This is a genomic window from Actinomadura macrotermitis (assembly GCF_009604375.1).
GTDB classification, from domain to species: Bacteria; Actinomycetota; Actinomycetes; order Streptosporangiales; family Streptosporangiaceae; genus Spirillospora; species Spirillospora macrotermitis.
The window spans coordinates 1,269,079-1,292,145 of sequence record NZ_WEGH01000003.1; the positions used below are offsets into that span (position 1 = coordinate 1,269,079).

The following is a 23,067-nucleotide window of genomic DNA, read 5'->3' on the forward strand; positions in this document are numbered from 1 at the left end:
CGGAAACTCCGCTGATATATGCGCGGCCGGGATCAGGCCGTGTCGGCGTCGGCGCGGATGGGGAAGACGCGGTCCAGCCCGACGATGGTCAAGACGTTCAGGGTGCCGGCGGGGACGGCCGCCAGGGCGATGCCGGCCCCGGCGGCGTGGGCGTGCAGGCGGGCGGCCAGCAGGGCGGTGATGCCGGTGGAGTCGCAGATTCCCAGCCCGGACAGGTCGATGACCAGGCACTGGCCCGCGCCGAGGTCGAGCCGCTCGACCTCCCGGCGCAGGGCGGCGGCCTGGCCGTAGACCAGGTCGCCGGCCACGTGCAGGACGGGGCCGGCGGCGGCGTCGCGGCGGGTGATGTTCAGCGGGGTCATCGCGGAAGTTCCGTTGTCGGGCGGGCGGCGGGGACGCCGAGTGCGAGCAGGGCGGTGTCGTCGTCCAGGCCGTCGCCGAAGCCGTCCAGCAGCCCGGTCAGCGCGGTGATCAGCTGCTGCGGGGAGGCGGGGGCGCGGCCGGCGGCGAAGGCGCGCAGGGCGTCCTCGCCGTACCGGTCACCGGGGCCGGTGCGGGCCTCGGTGAGGCCGTCGGTGTAGAGCAGGAGCGTCTCGCCGGGGGCGAGGGTGGTGCGCACGGAGCCGACCGGGGCGTCGGGCAGGACGCCGACCAGCAGCCCGCCGGGCGTCGGCAGGAGCTCCACCCCGCCGTCCGCGCGCAGGACCATGGCCGGCGGGTGCCCGCCGGAGGCCAGGTGCACGGTGGCGCCGGCCGGGCCGGGCTCGACGACGCCGAAGATCGCGGTGCAGTAGCGGGGGTCGCCGCCGACGGCGTACCGCTCGTACAGGACGGCGTTCAGCGTGGTCAGGGCCGCCTCGGGCGCGGGATCGTGCAGGGCGGCGGCGCGCAGGGTGTAGCGGGTCAGCGACGTGAGGGAGGCGGCCTCGGGCCCCTTGCCGCACACGTCGCCGAGGAAGAACGCCCAGCGCTCGCCGTCCAGCGGGAACAGGTCGTAGAAGTCGCCGCCGAGCCGGTCGGCCGAGGCGGTGTGGTAGTGGACGGCCGTCTCCAGGCCGGGCACGTCGGGCAGCGAGTCGGGCACCAGGGACCGCTGCAGCACGGCCAGCGCGTCGGCCAGCCGGGCCCGGTCGGCCTCGGCCTCCCGGCGGGCCCGCTCGGCCTCCGCGCGGGCCTGCTCGGCCTCCCGGCGGCGGCGCAGCAGTTCCTCTTCGTAGGCGCGGCGGTCGGCGGCGTCGAAGACGGTGGTGCGGATCAGCAGCGGCTCGCCCTGGCCGCCGCGCTTGACCACCGAGGAGACCAGCACCGGGAGCCGGGCGCCGGCCTGCGTCTTCAGCTCCAGGGCGATGCCGCGCAGCTCGCCCTGCATCCGCAGCAGCGGCGCGAAGTGCGTCTCGTGGTACAGCTTCCCGCCGACGGTGAGCAGGTCGGCGAAGCGCCTGCGCCCCACCACGGCCGTGCGCTCCAGGCCGAGCCACTCCAGCAGGGTGTCGTTGATCTTGGCGATGGTGCCGTCCATGAGCGTGGACAGGTAGCCGCAGGGGGCCGACTCGTACAGTTCCTCGGCGCTGTCCTCCAGCAGCGAGGTGAACGCCGCGTTCGCGCCGCCTCCGGCGCCGGAAGGGGCGGGCTCCTCGCCCAGGCGGCGCATCAGTGCCACGCCGCGAGGAAGTCCAATATCGCTTCCGCGGTGGCCTCGGGGGCGCTCAGCTGGGGGCAGTGCCCGGTGGCCTCCAGCGTGACCAGGCGGGAGGAGGGGATGGCGGCGTGCACGTAGGCGCCGACCTCGCGGGGCGCGATGACGTCCTCGGTGCACTCCAGCACCAGCGTCGGCACCGTCACGTCCGCCAGGTCCGCGCGGCTGTCGGTCAGGAAGGTGGTGCGGGCGAAGACGCGGGCGACGTCGGGGTCGGTGGCGCAGAAGCTGTTGGTCAGCTCCCGTCCCAGCTCCGGCCGGTCCGGGTTCCCCATGATCACCGGCGCCATCGCCGAGGACCAGCCGAGGTAGTTCGACTCCAGCGACTCCAGCAGCTCGTCGATGTCGGCCGCGCTGAACCCGCCGCGGTAGCCGTCGTCGTCGAGGTAGCAGGGCGAGGGCGCCACCATCACCAGCGCCCCGATCCGCTCCGGCACGGTCCGGGCCGCCAGCACCCCGACCATGGCGCTGACCGAGTGCCCGACGAACGCCGCCTCCTTGAGGTCCAGTTCTTCGCAGACCTCGACCACGTCGCGGGCGTAGCCCTCCAGGGAGGAGTACCGCTCCGGATCCCAGGCCGACGGTTCCGAGCCGCCCGCCCCCACATAGTCGAACAGCACCACCCGGTACCGTTCCTCCAGCGCCGGCACGATCAGGCGCCACATGTTCTGGTCGCAGCCGAACCCGTGCGCCAGGATCACCGTCGGCGCATCGGCGAGCCCGGTGATCGTCACGTTGTTCCTGCTACGAATATCCATATTTGTCATACTGCCACCTGGGCGAACATGCTCCGGTATTCACGATCACCGAATGCCGGCGGGAAATTCAGTTCCGCTGCGACCAGGCGAGCGTGATCCGGTACTCGCGGAGCCGCCAGCCCGCCGGCGTCCGCACCGCGACGCAGGCCAGCCGCAGGCCGTTGGTCAGGTAGGGCGCCTGGCCGTCGCGATAGAAGTGCACGATCGAGTTCGCCGAGACGGCCGCCCGGTCCCCGTCGACGTCCACCAGCAGATCGGTGGTCAGGTGCTGGGTGTGCTCCCCCGCGGCCTCGGACCGCCGCAGCCGGCCGACGGCCTCGTCGATGCCGTGGATCTCGCCGCGCGGCGAGTAGATCGCCACGTCGTCGGCGTGGACGGTGGCCGCGTCGTCCCACCGCTTCTCGTCGAGCAGGTGCGCGAGGCGGGCGAACAGGTCGGCGATCTCGACGCGGTCGGCGAGCAGGGTGTCCGTGGGCATGGCGACCTCTTTCGTTGGGCACTCCAACATTGGTATCGCCAACTATACGCAACTTCATTGGTCGCGCCAACGATATAGGGTGATCTCCGTGGATCCGGTGGCCCGACGGCAGGGGTGGCGATGGAGTACGTCGATCTCAACGCGACGCTGGGCGACCTGACCGGCGTCATCGACCCGACCGGCTACCTGGACCGGCTGCCCGAGCTGGCCGCGTCCCTTCCCCCCGGTGCCCGCGCCTTCGCCACCGACCGCGATCACTACGACTTCACGGCCAAGCGCTGCGTCAAGGACCTGAAACTCAGCCACATCATTTCCGAGGAGCAGCGGGACTCCGGGATCGAGCTCCGCTTCCGCCACAACTGCTGGAAGCACGACGAGGACCTGACCATCCGCTACGAGGGCGTGACCGGGTTCGGCATCGAACTCGCCGACGGGTCGGTCTGGCAGCGACTCGGGAGCGTGATCCTCGACGAGGTGCTGCCCCACGAGGACGGCTGCGCCCACGAGATCGCCTTCTGGGAGGGGACGCTGCACGTCGTCTGCCGGGACCTCACCGCCACCTGGACCGAGACCGACTGCCCGGACGCCCCGGGGAACGCCGCGAAGGACGGCCGATGACGACGGAGCTCGCCGAGCGCCTGCGGCTGTTCGAACCGCTGCTCGACGACCTGGCGGCCGTGTTCCTGCCCGGCGAGGAGCGGCCCGCCGACCCGAGCGACGACCCCGCCTTCAACGCCTACCACCGCTGCGGGGTCATGCGCTTCAAGATCGGCGAGGCGTGCGGGAGCGCCCCGGAGGCCGTGCGCGAACATGCCGACCAGATCATGTACGCCATCGCCCACGACCACTGCCCCAGCGGCAATCGCCGGCTGATCGAGCCGCTCGTGCTGGGCATCGGCGCGCGGCAGGTCATGGAGCGCGTCCTCTGCTACCTCGAAACCGGCTCGTCCGCCGAGAAACTGGGCGCGGCGATGGCCTGGTACTGGGCGTCGCCTTCCGTGCGGTACGCGACGATGGAGGAGTTACGCGCCGACCGGGATTCCGGCGAGGGCCCGCTCCGGATCTCCCTCAGCCCGGGGACACCGACTCCAGCGGACGCCAACGCGGAAGCCCACGCCCTCCACCGCGAACTGGAACCACGCTTCCGGATCGGCTGCCTGCGGGCGTTCATCGCCTCCAACGCCCCGGGGGAACGCCTGTACCTCTCCTATCGGTTCACGCTCGACCCCGCCGATTACCCGCCTGAAGCGCATGCCGAGGTGGAGGCGGCCGCCCGGATCGCCGCGGCCGCCCCAGAGTGCTACCGCCAGGGGAACCACCAGCCTTAGGACGGCTTGGGGGCGCACTTGTGGAGCCGACCGAAGCGCTGCTCGGCGATGCGGATGAAGCCCACCAGGTCCGTGAGCGCGTCGCGGCCCCTGACGACGGGGGCGAAGTCGATGCTGATCCACGGCTGCCGCTTGCCGCAGCGAAAGAGCGCAATGACGAAGTTGGGTCTTGGGTCCGCGCCTGCGGTCGGTCGAATCACCGCAAGTCCCCGCCCGAGATCGGCCGGGAGCTTACGCGACGAATTGTCCTCCCACATCCGCTCCTGCCGACGAAGCGCCTGCTCACCCGCATTGAAGGACCAATCCAGCCCAAGCGGAGCTTCACGCCCTGACGCGTAAGCCAGGCAGAGCCCGTTGCCCCTCTGAGGACCATCCCACTTGCCCCTCAGAGGGATCGACAAGCCAGTAACACGACGAAAGGCCTGCTCAGGAACCAAATCGCACAAGTATGGCGCCGATTCGGCCACCGCGATGAGGTCCGGGCGGCGCGGAGGGCGCTGCTGGCGGTGATCACAGCCGGCGAGCAACAGGGCGGCCGCCAAGAACGCAATGCGCGCGATACGGAAGTCAATCATCGCCGGAAACTCGGAATCACGTTGGTGTGCTCGTTCCGATAGTGCCCTGCGGTCTCGATCATTCCGTTCTGCGTCGAGGAGACCACTCGATCCCGCAGGTCGCTCAGACCGGCATGCGTGGTCGCCCAGCGCAAGAAGAGTTCCCGCTGCTCAGGCGTCATCGAGGCGATGGGGCGGATCTTGGGATGGGGCCCCGGCGTCACGAAGGACCGTCCCTTCAAGTCCTGGTGGCTGTAGCGGCCATGCGTGACCAGCGAGGTGGCGATCATCTGGTTGAACAGCCTCTCCAGCGTCTCCGTGCTCGTCGTCGGCGCCATCACCGACTCGTCCGGCCGCTCCGCCATCCGCTCGGTGATCCAGGCCGAGACCTCCGCCCGCAGCTTCTCGATCAGCAGGGAGTACGCCTCCCCCGCCAGGGGCGCGCCGCCGATCTTGTCCTCCATCGCCGGGATCTGGCCCACCCCCTTCTCCACCCAGTTGCGCAGCTCCTCGTTGGACGCCTCCAGGCGGCTCTCCTCGGCCGGCAGGTTCTGGTTGCGCGCCTCCAGCAGGTGGCCGAACATCCAGCCCTCGGCGACGATCACGCTGTCGAGGTGGGACGAGCCGTGCGCGATGGCCTGGTCCACCACCACACGGGAGTGGGCTATCTGGGCCTTCAGCAGCGCCGTGTAGGAGGCGGCGTCGCGGGTGATGTCCAGCAGCAGGTAGTCCAGGTCGTGGTCGTTCATGGCGGTGCTCCCCGCGCGGGTGCCGAAGCGGAACGACTGGTGGATGTCGTTGACCTTGGCGATGTGGGCGGCGAGGGCCTCGGCGAGGGCGGGGCGCAGGCCGGACAGGGCGTCCAGGGACGCGACGTCCTTGATCTCCAGCTTCCGGTCCTGGGTGACCTGGTAGCAGGGGCGCGTGTCGTCCGCGACGATCTTGCCGGCGAGGAAGGCCAGCCGGATCGACTCGGCGTCCTGCCCGGAGGTGGCCGCCTGGACGGTGCGGCCGAGGGCGGTGCCGTGGTCGGTGAGCGCCCACAGGTCGCGGCGGTCGTGCAGGAGGTACTGCAGGTTCGACCCGGTGACCTCGGCGGGCCGGCCCGGCGGGTGCGGCCCCATCGGGCGGTGCGCCAGGAGCGCCTGCGCCGCCTCGCGCCCCGAGGCGGCCGCGGCGTTCAGCAGGTGGGCCAGGTAGTCCCCGGTCCCGGTCAGGTCCGGGAGCGGGCGCGGGGTGTGCAGGGTGCTGTCGAAGGCGATCATGTCGCTGCCGGCGGTCACCAGGAAGTAGGCCGAGAAGCGGGTGTCCGACGCGCCGATCAGCGTGGCGAGGGACTGGTAGCCCGCCGTGCCGTGCGGCGGGCGGCTCAGCTCCGGCGTGTTCGTCCGGCCCAGCACGAGGAGGTCGTGGACGAAGGACCGGCCGAGGTACGCCGGGCGGGACGGGTCGGTCGTCAGCGCGAGGCCGCGGCCGAGCAGGGCGAAGACGTCCTTGGTCCGCCGGGCGAGGCGGGCGTCGTCCGGGTTCGCCCGCATGTGCAGGGACAGCGTCATGGGCAGCCGGAGCAGGTCGCGCGGCCCGAGCGACTCCAGCAGCGCCTGGGCGAAGGCGGGGGTGACGTCGGCGGCGGGGACCGGGGGAAGCCCGCCCTTCTTGAGGCGGGCGGCGAACAGCAGCCCGTCCGCGTAGGCCGCCTGGTCGCCGTAGCGGTCCGGCAGGGTGAGGTAGGTGCCGTCCGGCGTGGAGATCCCGAAGGCCGGGTGCTGCCGGTCCAGGTCGTGGGCGAGCAGGTTGCGGCGCCGCAGGTCGGCCGACGCCTCGGCCGCCCAGGACGCCAGCCGCCGGATCCGCAGCGCGGGCCCGGTGTCCACGCCCGCGCCGTGCAGGGCCTGCCAGAGCTGGTCGGCGAGGTCGGCCAGCTCCGGCCCGGCCTTGGTCATCTGCCGGGTGAGCCGGTCGAACTCGGCGAGCCTGACGCCGCAGGTGCCCGGGCCGGGCCAGGTGCCGCCCATCAGATCGGCGTGGCCCGGTGCAGCCTGGCCTCCACCAGTGCGCGGGCCTGGCCGAGCTGGGCCTGCAGGTCCCGGTCGGCGCCGGCGAGCCGGCCGGCGAAGCCGGTCGCGGACGGCCCGACCCACGCGTGGTCGTCCATCGCCCGCCGCGGCCCGGTCAGGACGTGCCGGTGCTGGTCCGACAGGGTCTGTATGCGGGTGAGCAGCAGTTGCAGCCGGAACTTCTCGTCCACGTCGCCTCCGTGTCCTGGTGGAGGCGAGCCTGCCATCGCGCGAGAGAGGAGTCACGGACAGTGGCCGATTCGTGACTCAACGGTGAAGGCCCGGAAATGGCGCGGGTCCCGGCCTCGGGGGGATGGGCCGGGACCCGCGGTCCAGGGGAGGGCGTCAGCGCGTGGCGGCCTCGATGTTCTGCTGGGAGCGCTTGATGTCCTGGCTGCCCTGCTCCAGCGCGAGGGCCATCTTGTCGAAGGCCGTCTTGGCCTCGGCCCAGGCGGAGCGGAACCGGTCGGCGCCGGGCCCCCACCAGGCGGCGCTGCTGCTCACCGTGCGGCCGTTGAGGTCCTTGATGAGGGCGTCCAGGTTCTTGGAGTGCTTGCTGAACATCCGGGAGAGGTCCTCGAGCTCTCCGATGTTCGCGCCCCGCTTGTCACCGCTCATCGCTTCGACCTTCCGATCCCCGCCCGCTCGGCGGGCGTCTCATGACTGGTCTTGCACTTTCGCAGAATGGCGCCAGCCTACGCCTCACCGATCACAAGAATCCAGATGCGGCCGCGGCGTCATGGGCGGATTGACGTGTTGGTGACGTGGCCGGATCCGGCCACGGGCAGGGGCGGACGTCACTGTGCGCAGCGCTCTTACCCTCGTTAATAACGGCGCGTCAAGGAATTCGCAGGACCGAATCGGCGCGTTCCGAAAAAACGCGGGCTCAGCGGTTCGGGTCCGCCGGATCGTTCAGCGGGTGCGCGGCCGGGTCCAGCACGCCCTCGCGCACCAGGACGATCCGCGGGCCGAGGGCGGTGAACTCGAACCGCCGCCGCACCGACTGGGTGAGCGCGCCGGTCTCGTAGCGGACCTCGGTGTGCTCGGTGGCGTCCAGGGTGATCCGGTCGCCGAGCCGGACGGCCCGGTCGGGGTCCAGCCGGGTGCGCGCGGCGGTGTAGACGGGCCCGCCCGCGACCGGGGCGCGGTTGCGGTTCTCCAGCTCCTGGACGGCCCGCTCCTGCCCGCGCGCGACGCCCGGCGAGATCAGCACGCCGAGGATCTCGGCCGGCGGGCGGCGGTCGCGGTGCCCGCGCTGGACCAGGGCGGCCGAGCGCAGCTGGATCAGGGTGCGGGCGGCGGCGGTGAGCTGCCGGGTGGTCTCGGCGTCCACGACGGGGCGGCCCGGGTGGACGGCCGAGGACGGCAGCAGCGCGCCGCAGGCGGTGACGACGGCCGCCGAGGCCGCCCAGATGCGGAGTCTCATGCCTCTCCCGCGGGGGTCGGACCGATCAGTGGCGAAGATACACCGGCCCGGCGACCGGACCGGGAATGGAAACGATTATCACTGTGTTACACCCACCGTACGACGACGCGAGACCTACGGAGGACCTCATGAAGAAGAACATCCACCCGCAGTACCGCCCCGTCGTCTTCCGCGACCGCGGCGCCGACTACGCCTTCCTCACCCGCTCGACCGCGGTCACCGACCGCACCGTCGAGTGGACCGACGGCAACACCTACCCCGTCGTCGACGTGGACGTGTCCGCGGCGAGCCACCCGTTCTACACCGGGAAGAGCCGCCTGATGGACACCACCGGCGCCGTCGAGAAGTTCAACCGGCGGTACGGCCGCTGAGACAGCACGGCGAGGCCCCGCAGCGCACGCGCTGCGGGGCCTCGCCGTTTCTCAGTCCCGCTGGCTCTCCAGCGCCGCGACCCGGGAGCGGGCCTGCGCCATCGCCTCGTGGTACCTGGCCTCCCAGTCGGCGTCGTCGTCGGGGATCTCGGCGATCGTCTGACGCCCCGTCTCACGCTCCCCGGTGAGCTGCCGGACGGCCACCGTGGTGACGCCGCCGGCGGACACGGTGTGGGTCTCCCAGCGCGCCGCGGCGGGCCTGCCGCGCACCGCGTACACCACCAGGACGACGACCACGGCCAGCACCGCCAGCATGGCGAGGACGATCAGGAACCGCACGCTCCCCTCCTTAGTTCTTGGGCAGGAGCGCGCCGTTGGGGTTGCCCGGCGCGTAGACGGTGATCCCCTGCGGGAGCGCCTTCAGCTCCTCGATCCTCGCGCAGGTCGGGCACTTGTTGTAGCCGTCCTGGCGGGCCTTGTTGGCCGCGGCCTCCGCCTTGGCCGAGGCGACCTTCGCCTGCGCCTCGCTGACCTGCGCGAACGCGGCCTGCGCGCGGTCCACCGCGTCCTGCACCTTGTCCGGCAGGGTGACCCGGACCAGGTTGAAGTGCAGGTTGGTGAGGAACTTGCCGCCGAGCGTGGTCTCCAGGTCCGCGGCCAGGCTGGTGTTGATCGCGTCCTGCACCTTGGCGATGTTGCCGTTGTTGCTCTGCGGCTGGTTGTTCTGCGGGCCCTTGGCCGGGCGCTGCTGCGCGGTGTTCTGCACCAGCGCGCAGGAGGAGACGAGCTCGGCGCAGCGGAAGCTGTTGATCTGGCCGCGCAGGTCGTTGTCGATCACCGGCCGGACGATCTGGTCCAAAAAGCCCGACCAGCCCTCGTCGCCCTCCCAGGCGTACCGGGTCTCGCCGTCGCCGCCGCGGAACTTGCGGGTGCCGTACTTGTCGTCGAAGGCCCGCAGCGCCTGGTGGTCGAGGTTGAGGGTGAAGTACAGCGTGCCCTCGATGCCCATGCTGACGCCGTCGGAGCTCGGCACGGTGACCACGTCGACGCCGGTGCGCTCGCCCTTCTTGGCGTCCGAGGTGATCGTGTAGAAGCGCTGCTGCGCCGGGTACTTGTGCACGGTGGAGTACAGCCCGACCCAGGTGCGGCCGGATCCGGGGTCGATGAGCTGGCGGATCTTGTTGTTGTCGAAGAAGCCGCCGTTGCGCACCACCGCGACCTCGCCGCCGCCCGTCCGGGAGAAGCCGCCGAGCAGGGCGGTCAGCACCGGCACGCCGACGACGACGAGCAGCACCGCCGCGATGATGGCGGTGCGCCGGCTCGGCATCCTTGTCAAAACCATGGGCCCGTACTTCCTTTCGGCCGTCCGCAGGCGCCCCGGCCTGGTGCCCGCCTGTACGGATCATCTAATTCAGGAGGGGCTTACATTACGTCGGAGGGCGGTTATCTAGACTGCGTGCGAGGTTGAGGGAGGAGACCCAACGTGCGCAAGGTCCTGATCGCAAACCGTGGCGAGATCGCGGTCCGTATTGCCCGCGCCTGCCGCGACGCCGGGCTCGCCAGTGTCGCGGTGTACGCAGAGCCGGATCTCGACGCGCTGCACGTACGGGTCGCGGACGAGGCGTACGCGCTCGGCGGGCGTACGGCGGCCGAGAGTTACCTGGACATCGAGAAGCTCTTGAAGATCGCGGTGGAGTCCGGCGCGGACGCGGTGCACCCCGGCTACGGCTTCCTGGCCGAGAACGCCGCGTTCGCCGAGGCCGTCGGCGCCGCCGGGCTGACCTGGATCGGTCCGCCGCCCGCCGCGATCACCGCGCTGGGCGACAAGGTGCAGGCCCGCCACATCGCGCAGAAGGTGGGCGCGCCGCTGGTGGCCGGCACCAAGGACCCGGTGTCGGGCGCCGACGAGGTGATCGCGTTCGCCGAGGAGCACGGCCTGCCGATCGCCATCAAGGCGGCGTTCGGCGGCGGCGGCCGCGGCCTGAAGGTCGCCCGCAAGCTGGAGGAGGTCGCCGAGCTGTACGAGTCGGCGGTCCGCGAGGCCGTGGCGGCCTTCGGCCGCGGCGAGTGCTTCGTCGAGCGCTACCTGGACCGGCCCCGGCACGTGGAGACCCAGTGCCTGGCCGACAAGCACGGCAACGTGGTGGTGGTGTCGACCCGCGACTGCTCGCTGCAGCGCCGCCACCAGAAGCTGGTCGAGGAGGCCCCGGCGCCGTTCCTGACCGACGAGCAGGTCGAACTGCTGTACACCTCCTCCAAGGCCATCTTGAAGGAGGCCGGGTACGTCGGCGCCGGGACGTGCGAGTTCCTGGTCGGCCAGGACGGCACGATCTCCTTCCTGGAGGTCAACACCCGCCTGCAGGTCGAGCACCCGGTCACCGAGGAGGTCGCCGGCGTCGACCTGGTCCGGGAGATGTTCCGGGTCGCCGATGGCGAGGAGCTCGGCTACGGCGACCCCGAGCTGCGCGGCCACTCGATCGAGTTCCGGCTGAACGCCGAGGACGCCGGCCGGGGCTTCCTGCCGGCGGTCGGCACCCTGGCCGCCTGGGAGCCGCCGTCGGGTCCGGGCGTCCGCCTGGACTCGGGCTACGTCTCGGGGCAGACGGTGCCGCAGGAGTTCGACTCGCTGATCGCCAAGCTGATCGTGACGGGCGCGACGCGCCGCCAGGCCGTCGAGCGCGCGCGCAGGGCGCTGGACGAGTTCGTCATCGACGGCATGCCGACCGTGCTGCCCTTCCACCGGGTGGTGCTGGACGACAAGGCGTTCGTCCCCGACGGCGACGAGCCGTTCTCGGTCCACACCCGCTGGATCGAGACCGAGTTCGACAACACCATCGCCCCCTACCAGGCCGCCGTGGCCGACGAGGAGGAGCAGGGCGAGCGCGAGCGCGTCACCGTCGAGGTCGGCGGCCGCCGCATCGAGGTCGTGCTGCCCGCGGGCCTCGGCGCCTCCGCCGCGGCCGGCGCCGGCAAGGCCGCGGGCCCGGCCAGGCGCCGCACCGGCAAGAAGGGCGGCGGCGCGGCGGCGTCGGGCGACTCGCTGGTCAGCCCGATGCAGGGCACGATCGTCAAGCTGGTCGCCGAGGACGGCCAGACCGTCGCGGCGGGCGACGCCATCGTGGTCCTGGAGGCCATGAAGATGGAGCAGCCGCTCACCGCGCACAAGGCCGGGACGATCACCGGCCTGTCCGCCGAGGTCGGCCAGACCGTCTCCAGCGGCGCCGTCATCTGCGAGATCAAGGACGCCTGACCGGACGCCGGACGGCGGACGGTGCCCGAACGGGCGCCGTCCGCCGTTTTCGCAGCCTGTGACCGTTGTGTCGGCCCGGTGCCCTACGATCAGGCGTCCCCATCCTCTTGATCATCGAAGGCGGCCGCATGCGGCGTACCTCCCTCGGCGTCCTCCTGCTGACGCCGGCCATGCTCCTGCTCCCCGTCCCCGCCGCGTCGGCGGACGTCCAGGGCCTCAGGATCACCCTCGACCCGATCGCCCGCTCCGCCCCCGGCGCCCAGGCCGTCCTGGCGGGCAAGGTCGAGAAGCTCGAAGACGGCGTCTGGAAACCCGGCGACAACTCCATCGGCCTGGGCTTCGAGGCCGACGCGCTCACCCAGACCATGTCCGGGGGCCTGGCGGTCAACGACGCCGACGGCCGGTTCTCCACAACGTTCGCCTTCACCCGCACCACCAGGTTCAAGGTGCACGCGTCGGCCGACGGCAAGTCCGCCGACGCCCAGGTCACCGCGCTGCCCACCGCGCTGCGGCCGCTGACGCTGACCATGAGCAAGTTCTCCCTGCCCCCGTCCGGCCTGCTCTCGGTGAGCGGCCGGGCCGGCGACGTCCCGTGGGGCAGCCTGGAGCTCCAGCACGCCTACCGGGGCAGCAGCACCTGGAAGACCGTCCGCAGGTTCCCGGCCCGCAGCGTGACCGCCGAGCTCAAGAACTACTACTACGCCGACTCGGGCTCCTATCGCCTGTACTACAAGGGCGACAGCGACTTCAAGGCCGCCGCCAGCAGCAGCAAGAGCGTGCTGCGGTGGAACACCCGCCTCTCCGCCAAGTTCTCGCCGCGCAAACTGCACGTCGGCAAGAAGGTGAAGGCGACCGGCACCCTGCTGCGCTATTCGCCCTCCAAGCGCAAGCACGTCGGGTACGCGGGCCGCAAGGTCCAGCTGGTCTTCCGCTGCAAGGGCGCCAAGACCTGGTACAACGGCGGCTGGGCGAAGACCGACAAGAAGGGTCACTACACCCGGTACTCCAAGACCTACTGCGACAGCTACTGGGCCGTCGTGTTCTGGGGCGCCACCGACACCTGGTCGACGGACACCGCCGACACCTACGTCAACACCTACGGCCGGCTGCGTTCGAGCGGCGTCCGCGCGACCTCGGCCGCCTTCCCGGGCGCGGTGGTCCGCCCGGCGCCGCTGACCGCCCCCGCCGCGGGCCCCGCTTCGCAGGGCCGCTGACCCACGATGACGGACGCCCCCGGCCGCCGGCCGGGGGCGTCCGGCGTCCGGCGGTGATCTCCGCATCCGGAATGTTCCGGCAGGGAACGGGGCATCCGACTCAGCCGTCCTAACAGCTGAGGAGGCAGACTGTAATCATGAGAACCGAATCCCGGCCCACCCGGATGGCGCGCGGTGGAGCCCTGGCCGCGGCTTTGGCCGCCATCGCCGTGCTGCTGTTCGGTTTCGCCGCACCCGCCCAGGCCGACGACAATCCCGGGCAGATCGCCAAGGGGCTGCTCGGCTCCCGGCTCTACCTGACCAGCGAGGCCGGGCCGGCGCTGTCGCCCGGCGACCAGGCGGCGGTCCGCAGCGCGCTGGACAAGGCCAAGGACGCCGACATCCGCGTGGTCGTCGTCGGTTCCGACGTGAAGGCGTCCAGCGTGCGGCCGATGCTGGCGCAGGTCGCCGAGCGGGTCGGCAAGGGGAAGATCTACCTGGCCGCGACCGCCGACGGCAAGCGGCTCGGCGGCATCGTCAAGAAGGACGGCCCGATCTCGGGCAGCGAGATCTCCCAGATCACCACCCGGTCCAACGGCGACCCGCTGAAGGACCGGATCATCGCGTTCGCCGACCAGGCCGAGAAGAAGGCCGACGACAAGGCCCAGAGCAGCATGATCGGCGGGTTCGTGGTCGTCGGCGTGCTGGTGCTGGTGGCCGGCGGCGTCGTCGCCGCGCTGCTGGTGGCCCGCAGGCGCCGCCGCGCCCGCGAGGAGCGGCGGATGGCCGAGCTGCGCGAGGGCGTCCAGGAGGACGTGACCATGCTCGGCGAGGACATCGCCGCGCTCGACCTGAACGTGATGGACCCCGAGCTGGACCCGGCGGCCCGCACCGACTACGAGCGGGCGCTGAACTCCTACGACGCGGCCAAGTCCGCCACCGACAAGGCGGCCCGGCCCGAGGACATGACGGCCGTCACGACGGCGCTGGAGGACGGCCGCTACTACATGACGGCGACCCGCGCGCGCCTCGCCGGCGAGCCGGTGCCCGAGCGGCGGGCGCCCTGCTTCTTCAACCCGCAGCACGGCCCGTCGGTGCAGGACGTGACCTGGGCGCCGCCCGGCGGCGTGGCGCGGTCGGTGCCGGCGTGCGCGGCCGACGCGCAGGCGGTGCTGAGCGGCGCGACCCCCGACTTCCGGATGGTGCCCTACGAAGGCGGGCGCCGCCCGTACTGGGACGCCGGGCCCGCCTACGCGCCCTACGCGGGCGGCTACTACTCCTCCTACGGCGGCACGGACCTCATCGGCGGCATGATGATCGGCACCATGCTCGGGTCGATGATGGGCGGCGGCTGGGGCGGCGGCTACGGCGGCGGGGACGGTTTCGACGGAGGCGGCGGCTTCGACGGCGGCGGTGACGGCGGCGGCGGAGGCTGGGACTTCGGCGGCGGCGACTTCGGCGGCGGGGGCGACTTCGGCGGAGGCGGCGGCGACTGGTGATCTTCGCGGGTGCCGAGCCGGCATGACCCGGCTGCCGGGCGATCCCGGTCCGCTGCGGCGGACCGGGTACGTCCTCGGCCTGCGGCTCCCGCCGGAGAACCGCGACTGGGTCCGGCACGACCTGACCGACGCGGGCTGGCGGGGCCGGCTGCTGCTGCGGCACCTGATGCTGATGGTGCCGTTCTGCCTGCTGCCGGCACTGCTGCCGGCGTCCTGGCCGGTCCGGCTGATGGTGGCCCTGCTCGCCTTGCTGACCAGCATGTTCGTGGTGGCGATCGGCTCGGACGACCTACGCCGCTCCCGCCTGCGCCGCCACGGCCTCACCCCGCCGGAGGACCGCCGCTAGTACGCGTGCTCGGTCATCAGGCGCCGCGACGCCTCGGTGATGCTGCCCGACAGGGACGGGTAGACCGCGAAGGTGTGCGCGACCTGGTCGACGGTCAGGTGCTGCTGGACCGCCAGCGACACGCCGAGGATCAGCTCGCTGGCGCGCGGCGCCACGATGACGCCGCCGAGGACGATCCCGGTGGAGGGCCGGCAGAACAGCTTCACGAAGCCGTCCTCGAAGCCCTGCATCTTGGCGCGCGCGTTGGTGAACAGCGGCAGCATGACGGTGCGGGCGTTGACCTCGCCGGAGTCGACCATGTGCTGGGTGACGCCGACCGAGGCGACCTCGGGGTCGGTGAAGATGTTGGAGGACACCCAGCCGAGCTTCAGCGGCTGGACGGCCTCGCCGAGCGCGTGCCACATCGCGATGCGGCCCTGCATGCCGGCGACCGAGGCGAGCATCAGGATGCCGGTGCAGTCGCCGGAGGCGTAGATGTGCGGGACCGAGGTGCGCGAGACCTTGTCGACCTCGACGAACCCGTGCGCGCTCAGCTTGACGCCGGCCTTCTCCAGGCCGATGCCGCGGGTGTTGGGGACCATGCCGACGGTCATCAGGCAGTGCGAGCCGTGCACCTTGCGGCCGTCCTCCAGCGAGACGATCACGCCGTCGCCGGAGCGTTCCACGCCGGCGGCGCGGGAGCGGGACATGACGTTCATGCCGCGGCGCAGGAAGACCTCCTGCAGCACCGAGGCGGCGTCGGCGTCCTCCGACGGCAGGATGCGGTCGCGCGAGGAGACCAGGGTGACGTTGGAGCCGAGCGACAGGTAGGCGCCGGCGAGCTCGGCGCCGGTCACGCCGGAGCCGACCACGATCAGCTCCTGCGGCAGCTCGGGCAGGTCGTAGAGCTGGCGCCAGTTCAGGATGCGCTCGCCGTCGGGCTCGGCGCCGGGCAGCACCCGCGGGGTGGCGCCGGTGGCGATGAGGATCACGTCGGCGCGGATGTGCCGGTCGCCGACGGCGACCACGTGCGGCTCGACCAGGCGCGCCTCACCGCGGACGATCTTGACTTCCTCGTAGGCGAGCCGCTCGGCGACGTCGAAGGACTGCGCGCGGGCCAGGTCCTTGACGCGCTTGTTCACGGTGGCCATGTCGGCCTCCAGGCCGCCGACGATGCCGTCGGGGCCGCCGTTGAAGCGCAGGCCGAGCCCGGCCGACTCGCTCATCACCGCCATCCGGGTGGAGGTGGCGATGAGGGTCTTGGAGGGCACGCAGTCGGTGAGCACGCAGGCGCCGCCGGGGCCGTCGCGCTCCACCACCGTCACGTCCGCGCCGAGCTGCGCCGCGACGAGGGCGGCCTCGTAGCCGCCGGGGCCTCCTCCGATGATCACAATGCGCATCACCCCTCCATTGTTCATCACGCGCGGGGGTGACCCGGCCGCCGGTGGCGGCGCGGTGTCGCGGCGGGCGGAGCGGGCCCCCGGCGGCCGCGTGCCGTACGCTTGACGATCGTGGCTCTGTACGCGGCGTACGCCTCCAACATGGACCCCGAGCAGATGGCTCTCCGGGCGCCCCACTCCCCCATGCGCGGGACGGGGTGGCTGACCGGCTGGCGGCTCACCTTCGGCGGGCAGGACAAGGGCTGGGAGGGCGCCCTCGCCACGGTCGTGGAGGACCGGGACGAGCAGGTCTTCGTCGTCATGTACGACGTGCCCGACTGGGACGAGCAGGAGCTGGACGCCTGGGAGGGCGCCGCGCTCGGCGTCTACCGCAAGATCCGGGTGCGGGTGCAGACGCTGGACGGCGAGCCGCTCTGCTGGATGTACGTCCTCGACGACTACGAGGGCGGGCTGCCCTCGGCCCGCTACCTGGGCATCCTCGCCGACGCCGCCGAGGCGGCGGGCGCGCCCGACGACTACGTCAAGGAGCTGCGCAACCGGCCCTGCGCCTCATTGGGTGACTGATCCGGCCGCAGGCCGGCGGGGGGCCTGGGGGGTCGTCCCCCCAGAGTGACGCTGATCAGGCCCGGTAATGTCGGGTGCGTGAGCAACGACGCTTTTGCACTCGCCCAGGAGGCCGCGGACCGGCTGCGCGCCCGGACCGGCTTCGACGCGTTCGACGTGGCCCTGGTGATGGGGTCGGGCTGGGTCCCGGCCGCCGACGCGCTCGGCGACCCCGTCGCGGAACTGCCCGTCACCGACCTGCCCGGCTTCGCGCCGCCCGCGGTGGAGGGCCACGCGGGCCGGATCCGCGTGGTGGAGGTCGGCGGCCGCCGCGCCCTGGTGCTGCTCGGCCGGACGCACCTGTACGAGGGCCGCGGCGTCGACCCGGTCGTGCACGGGGTGCGCACGGCGCTGGCCGCGGGGGTGCGCGCGTTCGTGCTGACGAACGCGGCGGGCGGGCTGCGGCCCGAGCACCAGCGGATCGGCGACCCGGTGCTGATCAGCGACCACCTGAACCTGACCGGCGCGAACCCGCTGACCGGCGCGACGTTCCTGGACCTGTCCGAGGCGTACTCGGGGCGGCTGCGGGCGCTGGCCAAGGAGGCCGACCCGACGCTGGCCGAGGGCGTGTACGCGGCGTTCCGCGGCCCGACCTACGAGACGCCCGCCGAGATCCGGATGCTGCGCACGATGGGCGCGGACATGATCGGCATGTCGACGGTGCTGGAGACGATCGCGGCCCGCGAGGGCGGCGCGGAGGTGCTCGGCATCTCCCTGGTCACCAACGTCGCGGCGGGCCTGTCGGACCAGCACCTGGACCACGAGGAGGTGCTGGCCGCGGGCAAGGCCGCCGCCTCCCGGATGGGCGCGCTGCTCGGCACCGTCCTGCCCAAGATCTGATGGCCGGGAACACCGCCGGGTACCGCGCGGCCGCGCTGGCGTGGCTGGAGCAGGACCCCGACCCGCAGACCCGCGCGGAGCTGCGGGCGATCCTGGACGACGAGGCGGCGCTGGCCGGCCGGTTCGCGGCGCGGCTGGAGTTCGGCACCGCGGGCCTGCGCGGCGAGCTCGGCGCCGGCCCGAACCGGATGAACCGGGTGACGGTCATGCGCGCCGCCGCCGGCCTGGCCGCCCGGGTGCTGCGCGAGGGCCGCCCGGACGCGGGCGTGGTGATCGGCTACGACGCCCGGCACGGCTCGGAGCAGTTCGCGCTGGACACCGCCGCCGTCGTCACCGGCGCGGGCCTGCGCGCGTGGCTGCTGCCGCGCGCGCTGCCGACGCCGGTCGTGGCGTTCCTGGTGCGGCATCTCGGCGCGGCGGCCGGGGTGGTCGTCACCGCCAGCCACAACCCGCCGCGCGACAACGGCTACAAGGTGTACTGGGGCGACGGGGCGCAGATCGTCCCGCCGCTGGACGCGGAGATCTCGGCGGAGATCGACGCGGTCGGGCGGGTGGACGGGCTGCCGCTCGGCAAGGACTGGACCGTTCTCGGCGACGACGCGGTGGACGCCTATCTGGACGCCCTGGCGGGCCTGCCGCTCGGCGCGGAGCGGGACGTGCGGGTGGCGTACACGCCGCTGCACGGCGTCGGCCGGGACGTGCTGCTGGAGGCGTTCGCGCGGTCGGGGTTCCCGGCGCCGGACGTGGTGGGCGCGCAGGCCGAGCCCGACCCCGAGTTCCCGACGGTGGCGTTCCCCAATCCGGAGGAACCGGGCGCGATGGACCTGGTCCTGGCGCTGGCGGCCGACTCCGGCGCCGACCTGGTGATCGCCAACGACCCGGACGCGGACCGCTGCGCGGTGGCCGTCCCGGGCCCGGACGGCTGGCGCGCGCTCACCGGCGACGAGCTGGGCGGGCTGCTGGCCGAGCACGTGCTGCGGCACACCTCTGGTGACGACCGCCTGGTGGTCACCACGATCGTGTCGTCGTCGCTGCTGGCCCGGATCGCCGAGGCGCACGGCGCCCGGTTCGCCACCTCGCTCACCGGCTTCAAGTGGATCATGAAGGCGGGCGGGCCGGGCGACCGGCGCGTGTTCGGCTACGAGGAGGCCCTCGGGTACAGCGTCGGCGACGTGGTGCACGACAAGGACGGCGTCGGCGCCGCGCTGACCGCCGCCGCCCTCGCCGCCGAGGCCAAGCGGGACGGCCGCACCCTGGGCGACCTGCTCGACGACCAGGCCCGCCGCTACGGCCTGCACGCCACCTCGCAGCTGTCGTTCCGCGTCGCGGACCTGGCGCTGATCGCGGGCGCGATGGCGCGGCTGCGCGCGGCCCCGCCCGCCGAGCTGGCCGGGCGGCCGGTGGAGGCGTTCGAGGACCTCACCGCCGGTGTGGACGGCCTGCCGCCCACCGACGGGGTGCGGCTGCGGCTCGGCGGCGACGGTCCGGCGCGGGTGGTGATCCGGCCGTCCGGCACCGAACCCAAGCTGAAGTGCTACCTGGAGGTCGTGCTGCCGGTGGCCGAAGATGTGGCTCCGGCCCGCGCGCGCGCAGCCGCTGACCTGGACGCTTTGAAAAACTCGCTCTCCAGTGTCCTGGGGCTGCCGCGCTCATAGGGTTGGGGGCATGACCGAGCGCGGCACGGAGTTCGAGGACCATCCGCCCCGCCTTCCCGCGAGTGCTGCCGTCCGCGCCGACAGCACGGTGACGCTCTGGTGCGGCCGCTGCGCGGCCGCCACCGAGCAGCGCGTGACGCACCTGGGCACCGCCGAACTCGGCGCGCCCCGGTGCGCCGAGTGCGGGCGGTGGCTCGGGTTCGCGTGCACCGCCTGCGGCGCCACCGGCGAGGAACGCCGGCGGCCCCCGAACCGGTAAGGAGTCCAGTCCATGGGCGATGTGACCCGCTGCCCCGAGTGCAACCAGACCGTCTCCGTCGTCAACGGCAAGATCCAGACCCACAACCGGGTGCTCGGCGGCAAGGGCGTCCAGTGCGCCGCGAGCGGGCGCGCCACCTAGAACACCCGGCCGCCCGCCACGTAGGTGGCCCCGACCCGCGTGGCGGCGATCTCCTCCGGCGGGACCGCGGCGGGGTCGCGGTCGAGCACGACCAGGTCGGCGAGCATGCCCGGGCGCAGCGTCCCGGTGTCGTCGTGGCCGTTGACGTGGGCGGAACCGGCCGTGTACGCCGCCAGCGCGACGTCCACGGCGAGCCGCTGGTGCGGCAGGAACGGCGGCAGGTCCTCCCCGGGCGCGACGCGGTTCACCGCGACGTGGATCCCTTCCAGCGGGACGGGCGAGCTGACCGGCCAGTCGCTCCCGGCGGCCAGTTCCGCGCCCGCGCGCAGCAGGTCGGCGAAGGGGTACTGCCACTGCGCGAGGTCGCCGCCGAGGAACGGGATGGTCAGCTCGTCCATCTGCGGCTCGTGCGCGGCCCACAGCGGCTGCAGGTTGGCGATCGCGCCGAGCCGGGCGAAGCGCGGCACGTCGTCCGGGTGCACCACCTGCAGGTGGGCCAGGTGGTGCCGGTTGCCGCGCGGGCCGTTGGCGGCCAGCGCGGCCTCCACCGCGTCCAGGGCCTCGCGGACGGCGCGGTCGCCGAGGGCGTGGAAGTGGACCTGGAAGTCCAGCGCGTCCAGGGCGGTGACGTGCCCCTTCAGCGCATCGGGGTCGACGAAGCTGAGCCCGGCGTTGGCGGTGGAGCAGCCGCAGCCGTCGGTGTAGGGGACCGACATCGCGGCGGTGAAGTTCTCCGCGATGCCGTCCTGCATGATCTTGACGGTGCCGGCGCGGAAGCGGCCGGCGCGCAGCCGGGCGCGGCGCTCCACCAGCTCGGGGATCTGCTCGGCGCCGCGCTCGCGGTCCCACCACAGGGCGCCGTTGACGCGCGCGGTCAGCAGCCCCCGCCCGGCGGCCTCCAGGTAGGCGCCGGACACGTCGGGGTGGCCGCCGAACTCGCCGAGGATGGCGTCCTGCCAGCCGGTGACGCCGAGCGAGTGCAGCAGCTGCTGGGCCCGCAGCAGGGCGGCGACCAGCTCCTCCTGCGTGGCCTGCGGCGCGTGCCGGCCGACGAGCGCGGTCGCGCCCTCCTGCAGCATGCCCGACGGGCCGCCGTCCGGCTCGCGCTCGATGCGGCCGTCGGCGGGGTCGGGCGTGGCCGCGGTGATCCCGGCCAGCTCCAGGGCGCGGGTGTTGGCCCAGGCGCCGTGGTGGTCGCGGTTGGCCAGGAAGACGGGCCGGTCGGCGACGATCTCGTCCAGCATCTGCCGGGTGGGCAGCCCGCCGGGGAAGCTCTCCATGGACCAGCCGCCGCCGGTGATCCACGCGCGCTCGGGGTGCGCGGCGGCGTAGGCGGCGATGCGGCGCCGGTACTCGGCCAGGTCGACGGTGCCGGTCAGGTCGCAGGCGTTCAGCTCCAGGCCGCCGAACACCGCGTGCACGTGCGCGTCCTGGAAGCCGGGCAGCAGCGCGCCGCCGGCCAGGTCCACCACCTCGGTGCCGGGTCCGGTCAGCCGCTCGGCGTCCGCGCGGCCGACGGCGGTGATCCGCTCGCCGGTGACGGCCAGGGCGTCGGCCCGCGGCCGGGCCGGGTCCATGGTGAGCACGGTGCCGCCGGTGAAGACGAGGTCGGCGTGGTCCATCGGGGTGTTCTCCTTGACGGGGCGGTTACGGCTGGACGGGGGACGGGAGCAGGTCGGGCGCGCCCGGGTCGGCGGGCTCGCCGGTGGTGAAGTACGGGGAGCGGCGGACCCACTTGGCCCAGGCGGCGGCGACCACCCCCGAGACGATCATCAGGACCGGCATGGTGAGCTGGAACCAGCCGTTCTGGGCCGTCAGCGCGAAGTGGTCGGCCGACCGGTAGAAGGTCCAGCAGAGGTAGCCGCCGAGGCCGAACAGGGCCGCTGCGCCGAGCAGCGGCAGCACCACCGCGCGCACGCCCTCCAGCGGCGCGGTGCGCAGCAGGCCGCGGAAGCGGACGGCGGCGGCGAGCGCGGTCAGGCCGTAGTACAGCGCGACCACGATGCCGATGGCGTTGACCGCGGCGCTGATCAGCTCGTGCACCTTCGGGATGACCAGGGACAGCAGCGCGATCACCGCGGCGATCGAGCCGACCAGCACCGTCCCGGCGGCGGGGGTGCCGAAGCGCGGGTGGACCCGGGTCCAGACCGGCCCGAGGGTGCGGTCGCGGCCCATCGCGAACATCCCGCGCACGGTCGGGATCAGGCCCGCCTGCAGCGAGGCGACGGCCGAGAGGGTGAGCGCGATCAGCGGCAGCACCGCCAGGGGCTGCCCGGCGAGCCGGTTGCCGAAGAACGCCAGCCCCTCCGCGCCGTGGTCGGCGAGCTCCCCGGCGGACAGCACCCGCTGGAAGGCGACCGCGCCGAGCAGGAACAGCGCGAGCATGGTGAACAGCGCGACGAACCCGGCGCGCGAGGCGTCGCGCGAGTCGCGGACCTCCTCGCTGACGCTGAACACCGCGTCGAACCCCCAGTAGCAGAAGACCGCCAGCACCATGCCCTGGGCGAGCGCGGCCGCCGAGGGCATGCCGAACGGGTTCAGCCACTCCAGGCTGAACGGGTGCGTCCCGGCGAACAGCCCGTACCCGCAGAAGCCGAGCAGCACCAGGTACTCGAAGACCAGCAGCCAGCGCTGGAACCGGGCGGCCAGGTCCACGCCGGCGACGGCGGTCGCGGTGACGGCGAGCAGCACCGCCATGCCGAGCACGGTCGCCTGCAGCGTGGAGTCGGGGTTCAGCGCCAGCGGGCCGAGGTCGCGCAGGTGCGCCTCGCGGGCGAGCTGCAGCAGCGCCGAGCCGGTGACGGCGGTGGTGTAGGACAGGAAGACGATCGTCCCGACCAGGTTCACCCAGCCGGTGAGGAAGCCGAGCCAGGGGCTGAGCCAGCGGCCGACCCAGACGTAGGCGCTGCCGGCGTTCGGCTGCACCCGGTTGAGGCGGGCGTAGGCGCCGGCGATGCAGAGCACCGGCAGGAACGCCAGCGCCATCAGGATCGGCAGGTGCAGCCCGACGATGCCGGCCATCAGGCCCATCCCGATGCCGATGCTGGTGGTGGCGGCGGTGCTGGACGCGGCGATGACCGCGCCGTCGAGCAGGCCGAGGGAGCGCGGCAGAACGCCGCCTGTTCGGGTGTCCGTGCTGGTAGAGCCGTTCGGATCGGTCATCGGGGACCGCCTTCCGGGAGTGCGCCGCTGGTTGCTGCGCTATGAAATCCGTCACTCCCTGTTCAGGTCAAT

General features: G+C 72.8%; 26 protein-coding genes. 12 read left to right on the forward strand and 14 right to left on the reverse strand.

Annotation, left to right across the window (positions count from 1 at the left end; translation table 11 throughout):
• Positions 1-32: 32 nt before the first annotated feature.
• From ACRB68_RS27225 to ACRB68_RS27240, 4 genes are all read right to left on the reverse strand, one after another.
• Positions 33-362, reverse strand: a complete 330-nt coding sequence (locus ACRB68_RS27225; protein WP_153537095.1) for an STAS domain-containing protein — start codon at positions 360-362, stop codon at positions 33-35.
• On the reverse strand, positions 359-1,651 hold the full coding sequence (locus tag ACRB68_RS27230) for a PP2C family protein-serine/threonine phosphatase (protein WP_153537926.1): 1,293 nt from the start codon (positions 1,649-1,651) through the stop codon (positions 359-361). The genes ACRB68_RS27225 and ACRB68_RS27230 overlap by 4 nt, the downstream gene beginning before the upstream one ends.
• On the reverse strand, positions 1,651-2,454 hold the full coding sequence (locus ACRB68_RS27235; protein WP_153537097.1) for an alpha/beta fold hydrolase: 804 nt from the start codon (positions 2,452-2,454) through the stop codon (positions 1,651-1,653). The genes ACRB68_RS27230 and ACRB68_RS27235 overlap by 1 nt, the downstream gene beginning before the upstream one ends.
• A gap of 67 nt (positions 2,455-2,521) precedes the next feature.
• On the reverse strand, positions 2,522-2,932 hold the full coding sequence (locus ACRB68_RS27240) for a nuclear transport factor 2 family protein (protein ID WP_153537099.1): 411 nt from the start codon (positions 2,930-2,932) through the stop codon (positions 2,522-2,524).
• Positions 2,933-3,052: 120 nt separating this feature from the next.
• Here ACRB68_RS27240 and ACRB68_RS27245 point away from each other — a divergent pair, with 120 nt between their 5' ends.
• A complete protein-coding gene (locus ACRB68_RS27245) occupies positions 3,053-3,550 on the forward strand; it encodes a hypothetical protein (protein ID WP_153537101.1) in 498 nt (165 codons plus the stop codon).
• Positions 3,547-4,260, forward strand: coding sequence for a hypothetical protein (locus ACRB68_RS27250; RefSeq protein ID WP_153537103.1), 714 nt, complete (start codon positions 3,547-3,549; stop codon positions 4,258-4,260). Before ACRB68_RS27245 ends, ACRB68_RS27250 begins: the two co-directional genes overlap by 4 nt.
• On the opposite strand, the gene ACRB68_RS27255 is transcribed toward ACRB68_RS27250, so the two are convergent.
• The 5 genes from ACRB68_RS27255 to ACRB68_RS27275 all read right to left on the reverse strand — a co-directional run bounded on the left by ACRB68_RS27255 (position 4,257) and on the right by ACRB68_RS27275 (position 8,297).
• Entirely contained in the window at positions 4,257-4,835 is a 579-nt protein-coding gene (locus ACRB68_RS27255; protein WP_153537105.1) for a hypothetical protein, read from the reverse strand. The two genes, ACRB68_RS27250 and ACRB68_RS27255, sit on opposite strands and share 4 nt — an antisense overlap.
• Positions 4,832-6,829 carry a hypothetical protein gene (locus ACRB68_RS27260; protein WP_153537107.1) on the reverse strand — a complete coding sequence of 666 codons (1,998 nt, stop codon included), beginning with the start codon at positions 6,827-6,829 and terminating at the stop codon, positions 4,832-4,834. Before ACRB68_RS27260 ends, ACRB68_RS27255 begins: the two co-directional genes overlap by 4 nt.
• A complete protein-coding gene (locus ACRB68_RS27265) occupies positions 6,829-7,062 on the reverse strand; it encodes a YciI family protein (protein WP_153537109.1) in 234 nt (77 codons plus the stop codon). The genes ACRB68_RS27260 and ACRB68_RS27265 overlap by 1 nt, the downstream gene beginning before the upstream one ends.
• A gap of 154 nt (positions 7,063-7,216) precedes the next feature.
• Positions 7,217-7,489 (reverse strand): WXG100 family type VII secretion target, encoded by a 273-nt coding sequence (locus ACRB68_RS27270; protein ID WP_153537111.1) that lies wholly within the window; start codon positions 7,487-7,489, stop codon positions 7,217-7,219.
• 268 nt (positions 7,490-7,757) lie between these two features.
• Positions 7,758-8,297 carry a hypothetical protein gene (locus ACRB68_RS27275; protein ID WP_153537113.1) on the reverse strand — a complete coding sequence of 180 codons (540 nt, stop codon included), beginning with the start codon at positions 8,295-8,297 and terminating at the stop codon, positions 7,758-7,760.
• Between the two features lie 128 nt (positions 8,298-8,425).
• Here ACRB68_RS27275 and ACRB68_RS27280 point away from each other — a divergent pair, with 128 nt between their 5' ends.
• A complete protein-coding gene (locus tag ACRB68_RS27280; RefSeq protein ID WP_153537115.1) occupies positions 8,426-8,668 on the forward strand; it encodes a type B 50S ribosomal protein L31 in 243 nt (80 codons plus the stop codon).
• Between the two features lie 51 nt (positions 8,669-8,719).
• Here the strand turns inward: ACRB68_RS27280 and ACRB68_RS27285 are convergent, their stop codons facing one another.
• Positions 8,720-9,007, reverse strand: coding sequence for a hypothetical protein (locus ACRB68_RS27285; RefSeq protein WP_153537117.1), 288 nt, complete (start codon positions 9,005-9,007; stop codon positions 8,720-8,722).
• A gap of 10 nt (positions 9,008-9,017) precedes the next feature.
• On the reverse strand, positions 9,018-10,010 hold the full coding sequence (locus tag ACRB68_RS27290; protein ID WP_153537119.1) for an SPFH domain-containing protein: 993 nt from the start codon (positions 10,008-10,010) through the stop codon (positions 9,018-9,020).
• Between the two features lie 141 nt (positions 10,011-10,151).
• On the opposite strand from ACRB68_RS27290, the gene ACRB68_RS27295 reads away from it, so the two are divergent.
• The 4 genes from ACRB68_RS27295 to ACRB68_RS27310 all read left to right on the forward strand — a co-directional run bounded on the left by ACRB68_RS27295 (position 10,152) and on the right by ACRB68_RS27310 (position 14,956).
• A complete protein-coding gene (locus tag ACRB68_RS27295) occupies positions 10,152-11,918 on the forward strand; it encodes an acetyl/propionyl/methylcrotonyl-CoA carboxylase subunit alpha (protein ID WP_328594838.1) in 1,767 nt (588 codons plus the stop codon).
• A gap of 128 nt (positions 11,919-12,046) precedes the next feature.
• Positions 12,047-13,132 (forward strand): hypothetical protein, encoded by a 1,086-nt coding sequence (locus ACRB68_RS27300; RefSeq protein ID WP_153537121.1) that lies wholly within the window; start codon positions 12,047-12,049, stop codon positions 13,130-13,132.
• A 137-nt stretch (positions 13,133-13,269) separates the two neighbouring features.
• On the forward strand, positions 13,270-14,610 hold the full coding sequence (locus tag ACRB68_RS27305; protein ID WP_153537123.1) for a hypothetical protein: 1,341 nt from the start codon (positions 13,270-13,272) through the stop codon (positions 14,608-14,610).
• A 22-nt stretch (positions 14,611-14,632) separates the two neighbouring features.
• Complete coding sequence (locus ACRB68_RS27310; protein ID WP_153537125.1) at positions 14,633-14,956, forward strand: DUF5313 family protein; 324 nt, start codon at positions 14,633-14,635, stop codon at positions 14,954-14,956.
• On the opposite strand, the gene ACRB68_RS27315 is transcribed toward ACRB68_RS27310, so the two are convergent.
• Positions 14,953-16,338 (reverse strand): NAD(P)H-quinone dehydrogenase, encoded by a 1,386-nt coding sequence (locus ACRB68_RS27315; RefSeq protein ID WP_328594840.1) that lies wholly within the window; start codon positions 16,336-16,338, stop codon positions 14,953-14,955. The two genes, ACRB68_RS27310 and ACRB68_RS27315, sit on opposite strands and share 4 nt — an antisense overlap.
• Positions 16,339-16,446: 108 nt before the next feature.
• Between ACRB68_RS27315 and ACRB68_RS27320 the strand changes: the two genes are divergently transcribed.
• The 5 genes from ACRB68_RS27320 to ACRB68_RS42170 all read left to right on the forward strand — a co-directional run bounded on the left by ACRB68_RS27320 (position 16,447) and on the right by ACRB68_RS42170 (position 19,833).
• Complete coding sequence (locus ACRB68_RS27320; RefSeq protein WP_328594841.1) at positions 16,447-16,899, forward strand: gamma-glutamylcyclotransferase; 453 nt, start codon at positions 16,447-16,449, stop codon at positions 16,897-16,899.
• A 78-nt stretch (positions 16,900-16,977) separates the two neighbouring features.
• Entirely contained in the window at positions 16,978-17,778 is an 801-nt protein-coding gene (locus tag ACRB68_RS27325) for a purine-nucleoside phosphorylase (RefSeq protein WP_328594842.1), read from the forward strand.
• A complete protein-coding gene (locus ACRB68_RS27330) occupies positions 17,778-19,433 on the forward strand; it encodes a phospho-sugar mutase (protein ID WP_153537132.1) in 1,656 nt (551 codons plus the stop codon). The genes ACRB68_RS27325 and ACRB68_RS27330 overlap by 1 nt, the downstream gene beginning before the upstream one ends.
• 10 nt (positions 19,434-19,443) lie before the next feature.
• A complete protein-coding gene (locus tag ACRB68_RS27335; RefSeq protein ID WP_153537134.1) occupies positions 19,444-19,692 on the forward strand; it encodes a hypothetical protein in 249 nt (82 codons plus the stop codon).
• Positions 19,693-19,704: 12 nt separating this feature from the next.
• Entirely contained in the window at positions 19,705-19,833 is a 129-nt protein-coding gene (locus tag ACRB68_RS42170; RefSeq protein ID WP_268890451.1) for a hypothetical protein, read from the forward strand.
• Here the strand turns inward: ACRB68_RS42170 and ACRB68_RS27340 are convergent.
• Together ACRB68_RS27340 and ACRB68_RS27345 are read right to left on the reverse strand one after the other, a co-directional pair.
• Positions 19,830-21,455 (reverse strand): amidohydrolase, encoded by a 1,626-nt coding sequence (locus ACRB68_RS27340; protein WP_153537135.1) that lies wholly within the window; start codon positions 21,453-21,455, stop codon positions 19,830-19,832. The two genes, ACRB68_RS42170 and ACRB68_RS27340, sit on opposite strands and share 4 nt — an antisense overlap.
• Positions 21,456-21,480: 25 nt before the next feature.
• Positions 21,481-22,995 carry an APC family permease gene (locus tag ACRB68_RS27345; protein ID WP_153537137.1) on the reverse strand — a complete coding sequence of 505 codons (1,515 nt, stop codon included), beginning with the start codon at positions 22,993-22,995 and terminating at the stop codon, positions 21,481-21,483.
• Positions 22,996-23,067 lie beyond the last annotated feature (72 nt).

Coding starts and splice junctions, on each gene's coding strand:
- ACRB68_RS27240 (WP_153537099.1), bottom strand. CDS start 2,932: ATGCCCACGGACACCCTGCTCGCCGACCGCGTCGAGATCGCCGACCTG.
- ACRB68_RS27290 (WP_153537119.1), bottom strand. CDS start 10,010: ATGGTTTTGACAAGGATGCCGAGCCGGCGCACCGCCATCATCGCGGCG.
- ACRB68_RS27270 (WP_153537111.1), bottom strand. CDS start 7,489: ATGAGCGGTGACAAGCGGGGCGCGAACATCGGAGAGCTCGAGGACCTC.
- ACRB68_RS27225 (WP_153537095.1), bottom strand. CDS start 362: ATGACCCCGCTGAACATCACCCGCCGCGACGCCGCCGCCGGCCCCGTC.
- ACRB68_RS27255 (WP_153537105.1), bottom strand. CDS start 4,835: ATGATTGACTTCCGTATCGCGCGCATTGCGTTCTTGGCGGCCGCCCTG.
- ACRB68_RS27230 (WP_153537926.1), bottom strand. CDS start 1,651: ATGCGCCGCCTGGGCGAGGAGCCCGCCCCTTCCGGCGCCGGAGGCGGC.
- ACRB68_RS27340 (WP_153537135.1), bottom strand. CDS start 21,455: ATGGACCACGCCGACCTCGTCTTCACCGGCGGCACCGTGCTCACCATG.
- ACRB68_RS27345 (WP_153537137.1), bottom strand. CDS start 22,995: ATGACCGATCCGAACGGCTCTACCAGCACGGACACCCGAACAGGCGGC.
- ACRB68_RS27250 (WP_153537103.1), top strand. CDS start 3,547: ATGACGACGGAGCTCGCCGAGCGCCTGCGGCTGTTCGAACCGCTGCTC.
- ACRB68_RS27280 (WP_153537115.1), top strand. CDS start 8,426: ATGAAGAAGAACATCCACCCGCAGTACCGCCCCGTCGTCTTCCGCGAC.
- ACRB68_RS27335 (WP_153537134.1), top strand. CDS start 19,444: ATGACCGAGCGCGGCACGGAGTTCGAGGACCATCCGCCCCGCCTTCCC.
- ACRB68_RS27305 (WP_153537123.1), top strand. CDS start 13,270: ATGAGAACCGAATCCCGGCCCACCCGGATGGCGCGCGGTGGAGCCCTG.
- ACRB68_RS27245 (WP_153537101.1), top strand. CDS start 3,053: ATGGAGTACGTCGATCTCAACGCGACGCTGGGCGACCTGACCGGCGTC.
- ACRB68_RS27310 (WP_153537125.1), top strand. CDS start 14,633: ATGACCCGGCTGCCGGGCGATCCCGGTCCGCTGCGGCGGACCGGGTAC.
- ACRB68_RS27300 (WP_153537121.1), top strand. CDS start 12,047: ATGCGGCGTACCTCCCTCGGCGTCCTCCTGCTGACGCCGGCCATGCTC.
- ACRB68_RS27275 (WP_153537113.1), bottom strand. CDS start 8,297: ATGAGACTCCGCATCTGGGCGGCCTCGGCGGCCGTCGTCACCGCCTGC.
- ACRB68_RS27260 (WP_153537107.1), bottom strand. CDS start 6,829: ATGGGCGGCACCTGGCCCGGCCCGGGCACCTGCGGCGTCAGGCTCGCC.
- ACRB68_RS27235 (WP_153537097.1), bottom strand. CDS start 2,454: ATGGATATTCGTAGCAGGAACAACGTGACGATCACCGGGCTCGCCGAT.
- ACRB68_RS42170 (WP_268890451.1), top strand. CDS start 19,705: ATGGGCGATGTGACCCGCTGCCCCGAGTGCAACCAGACCGTCTCCGTC.
- ACRB68_RS27330 (WP_153537132.1), top strand. CDS start 17,778: ATGGCCGGGAACACCGCCGGGTACCGCGCGGCCGCGCTGGCGTGGCTG.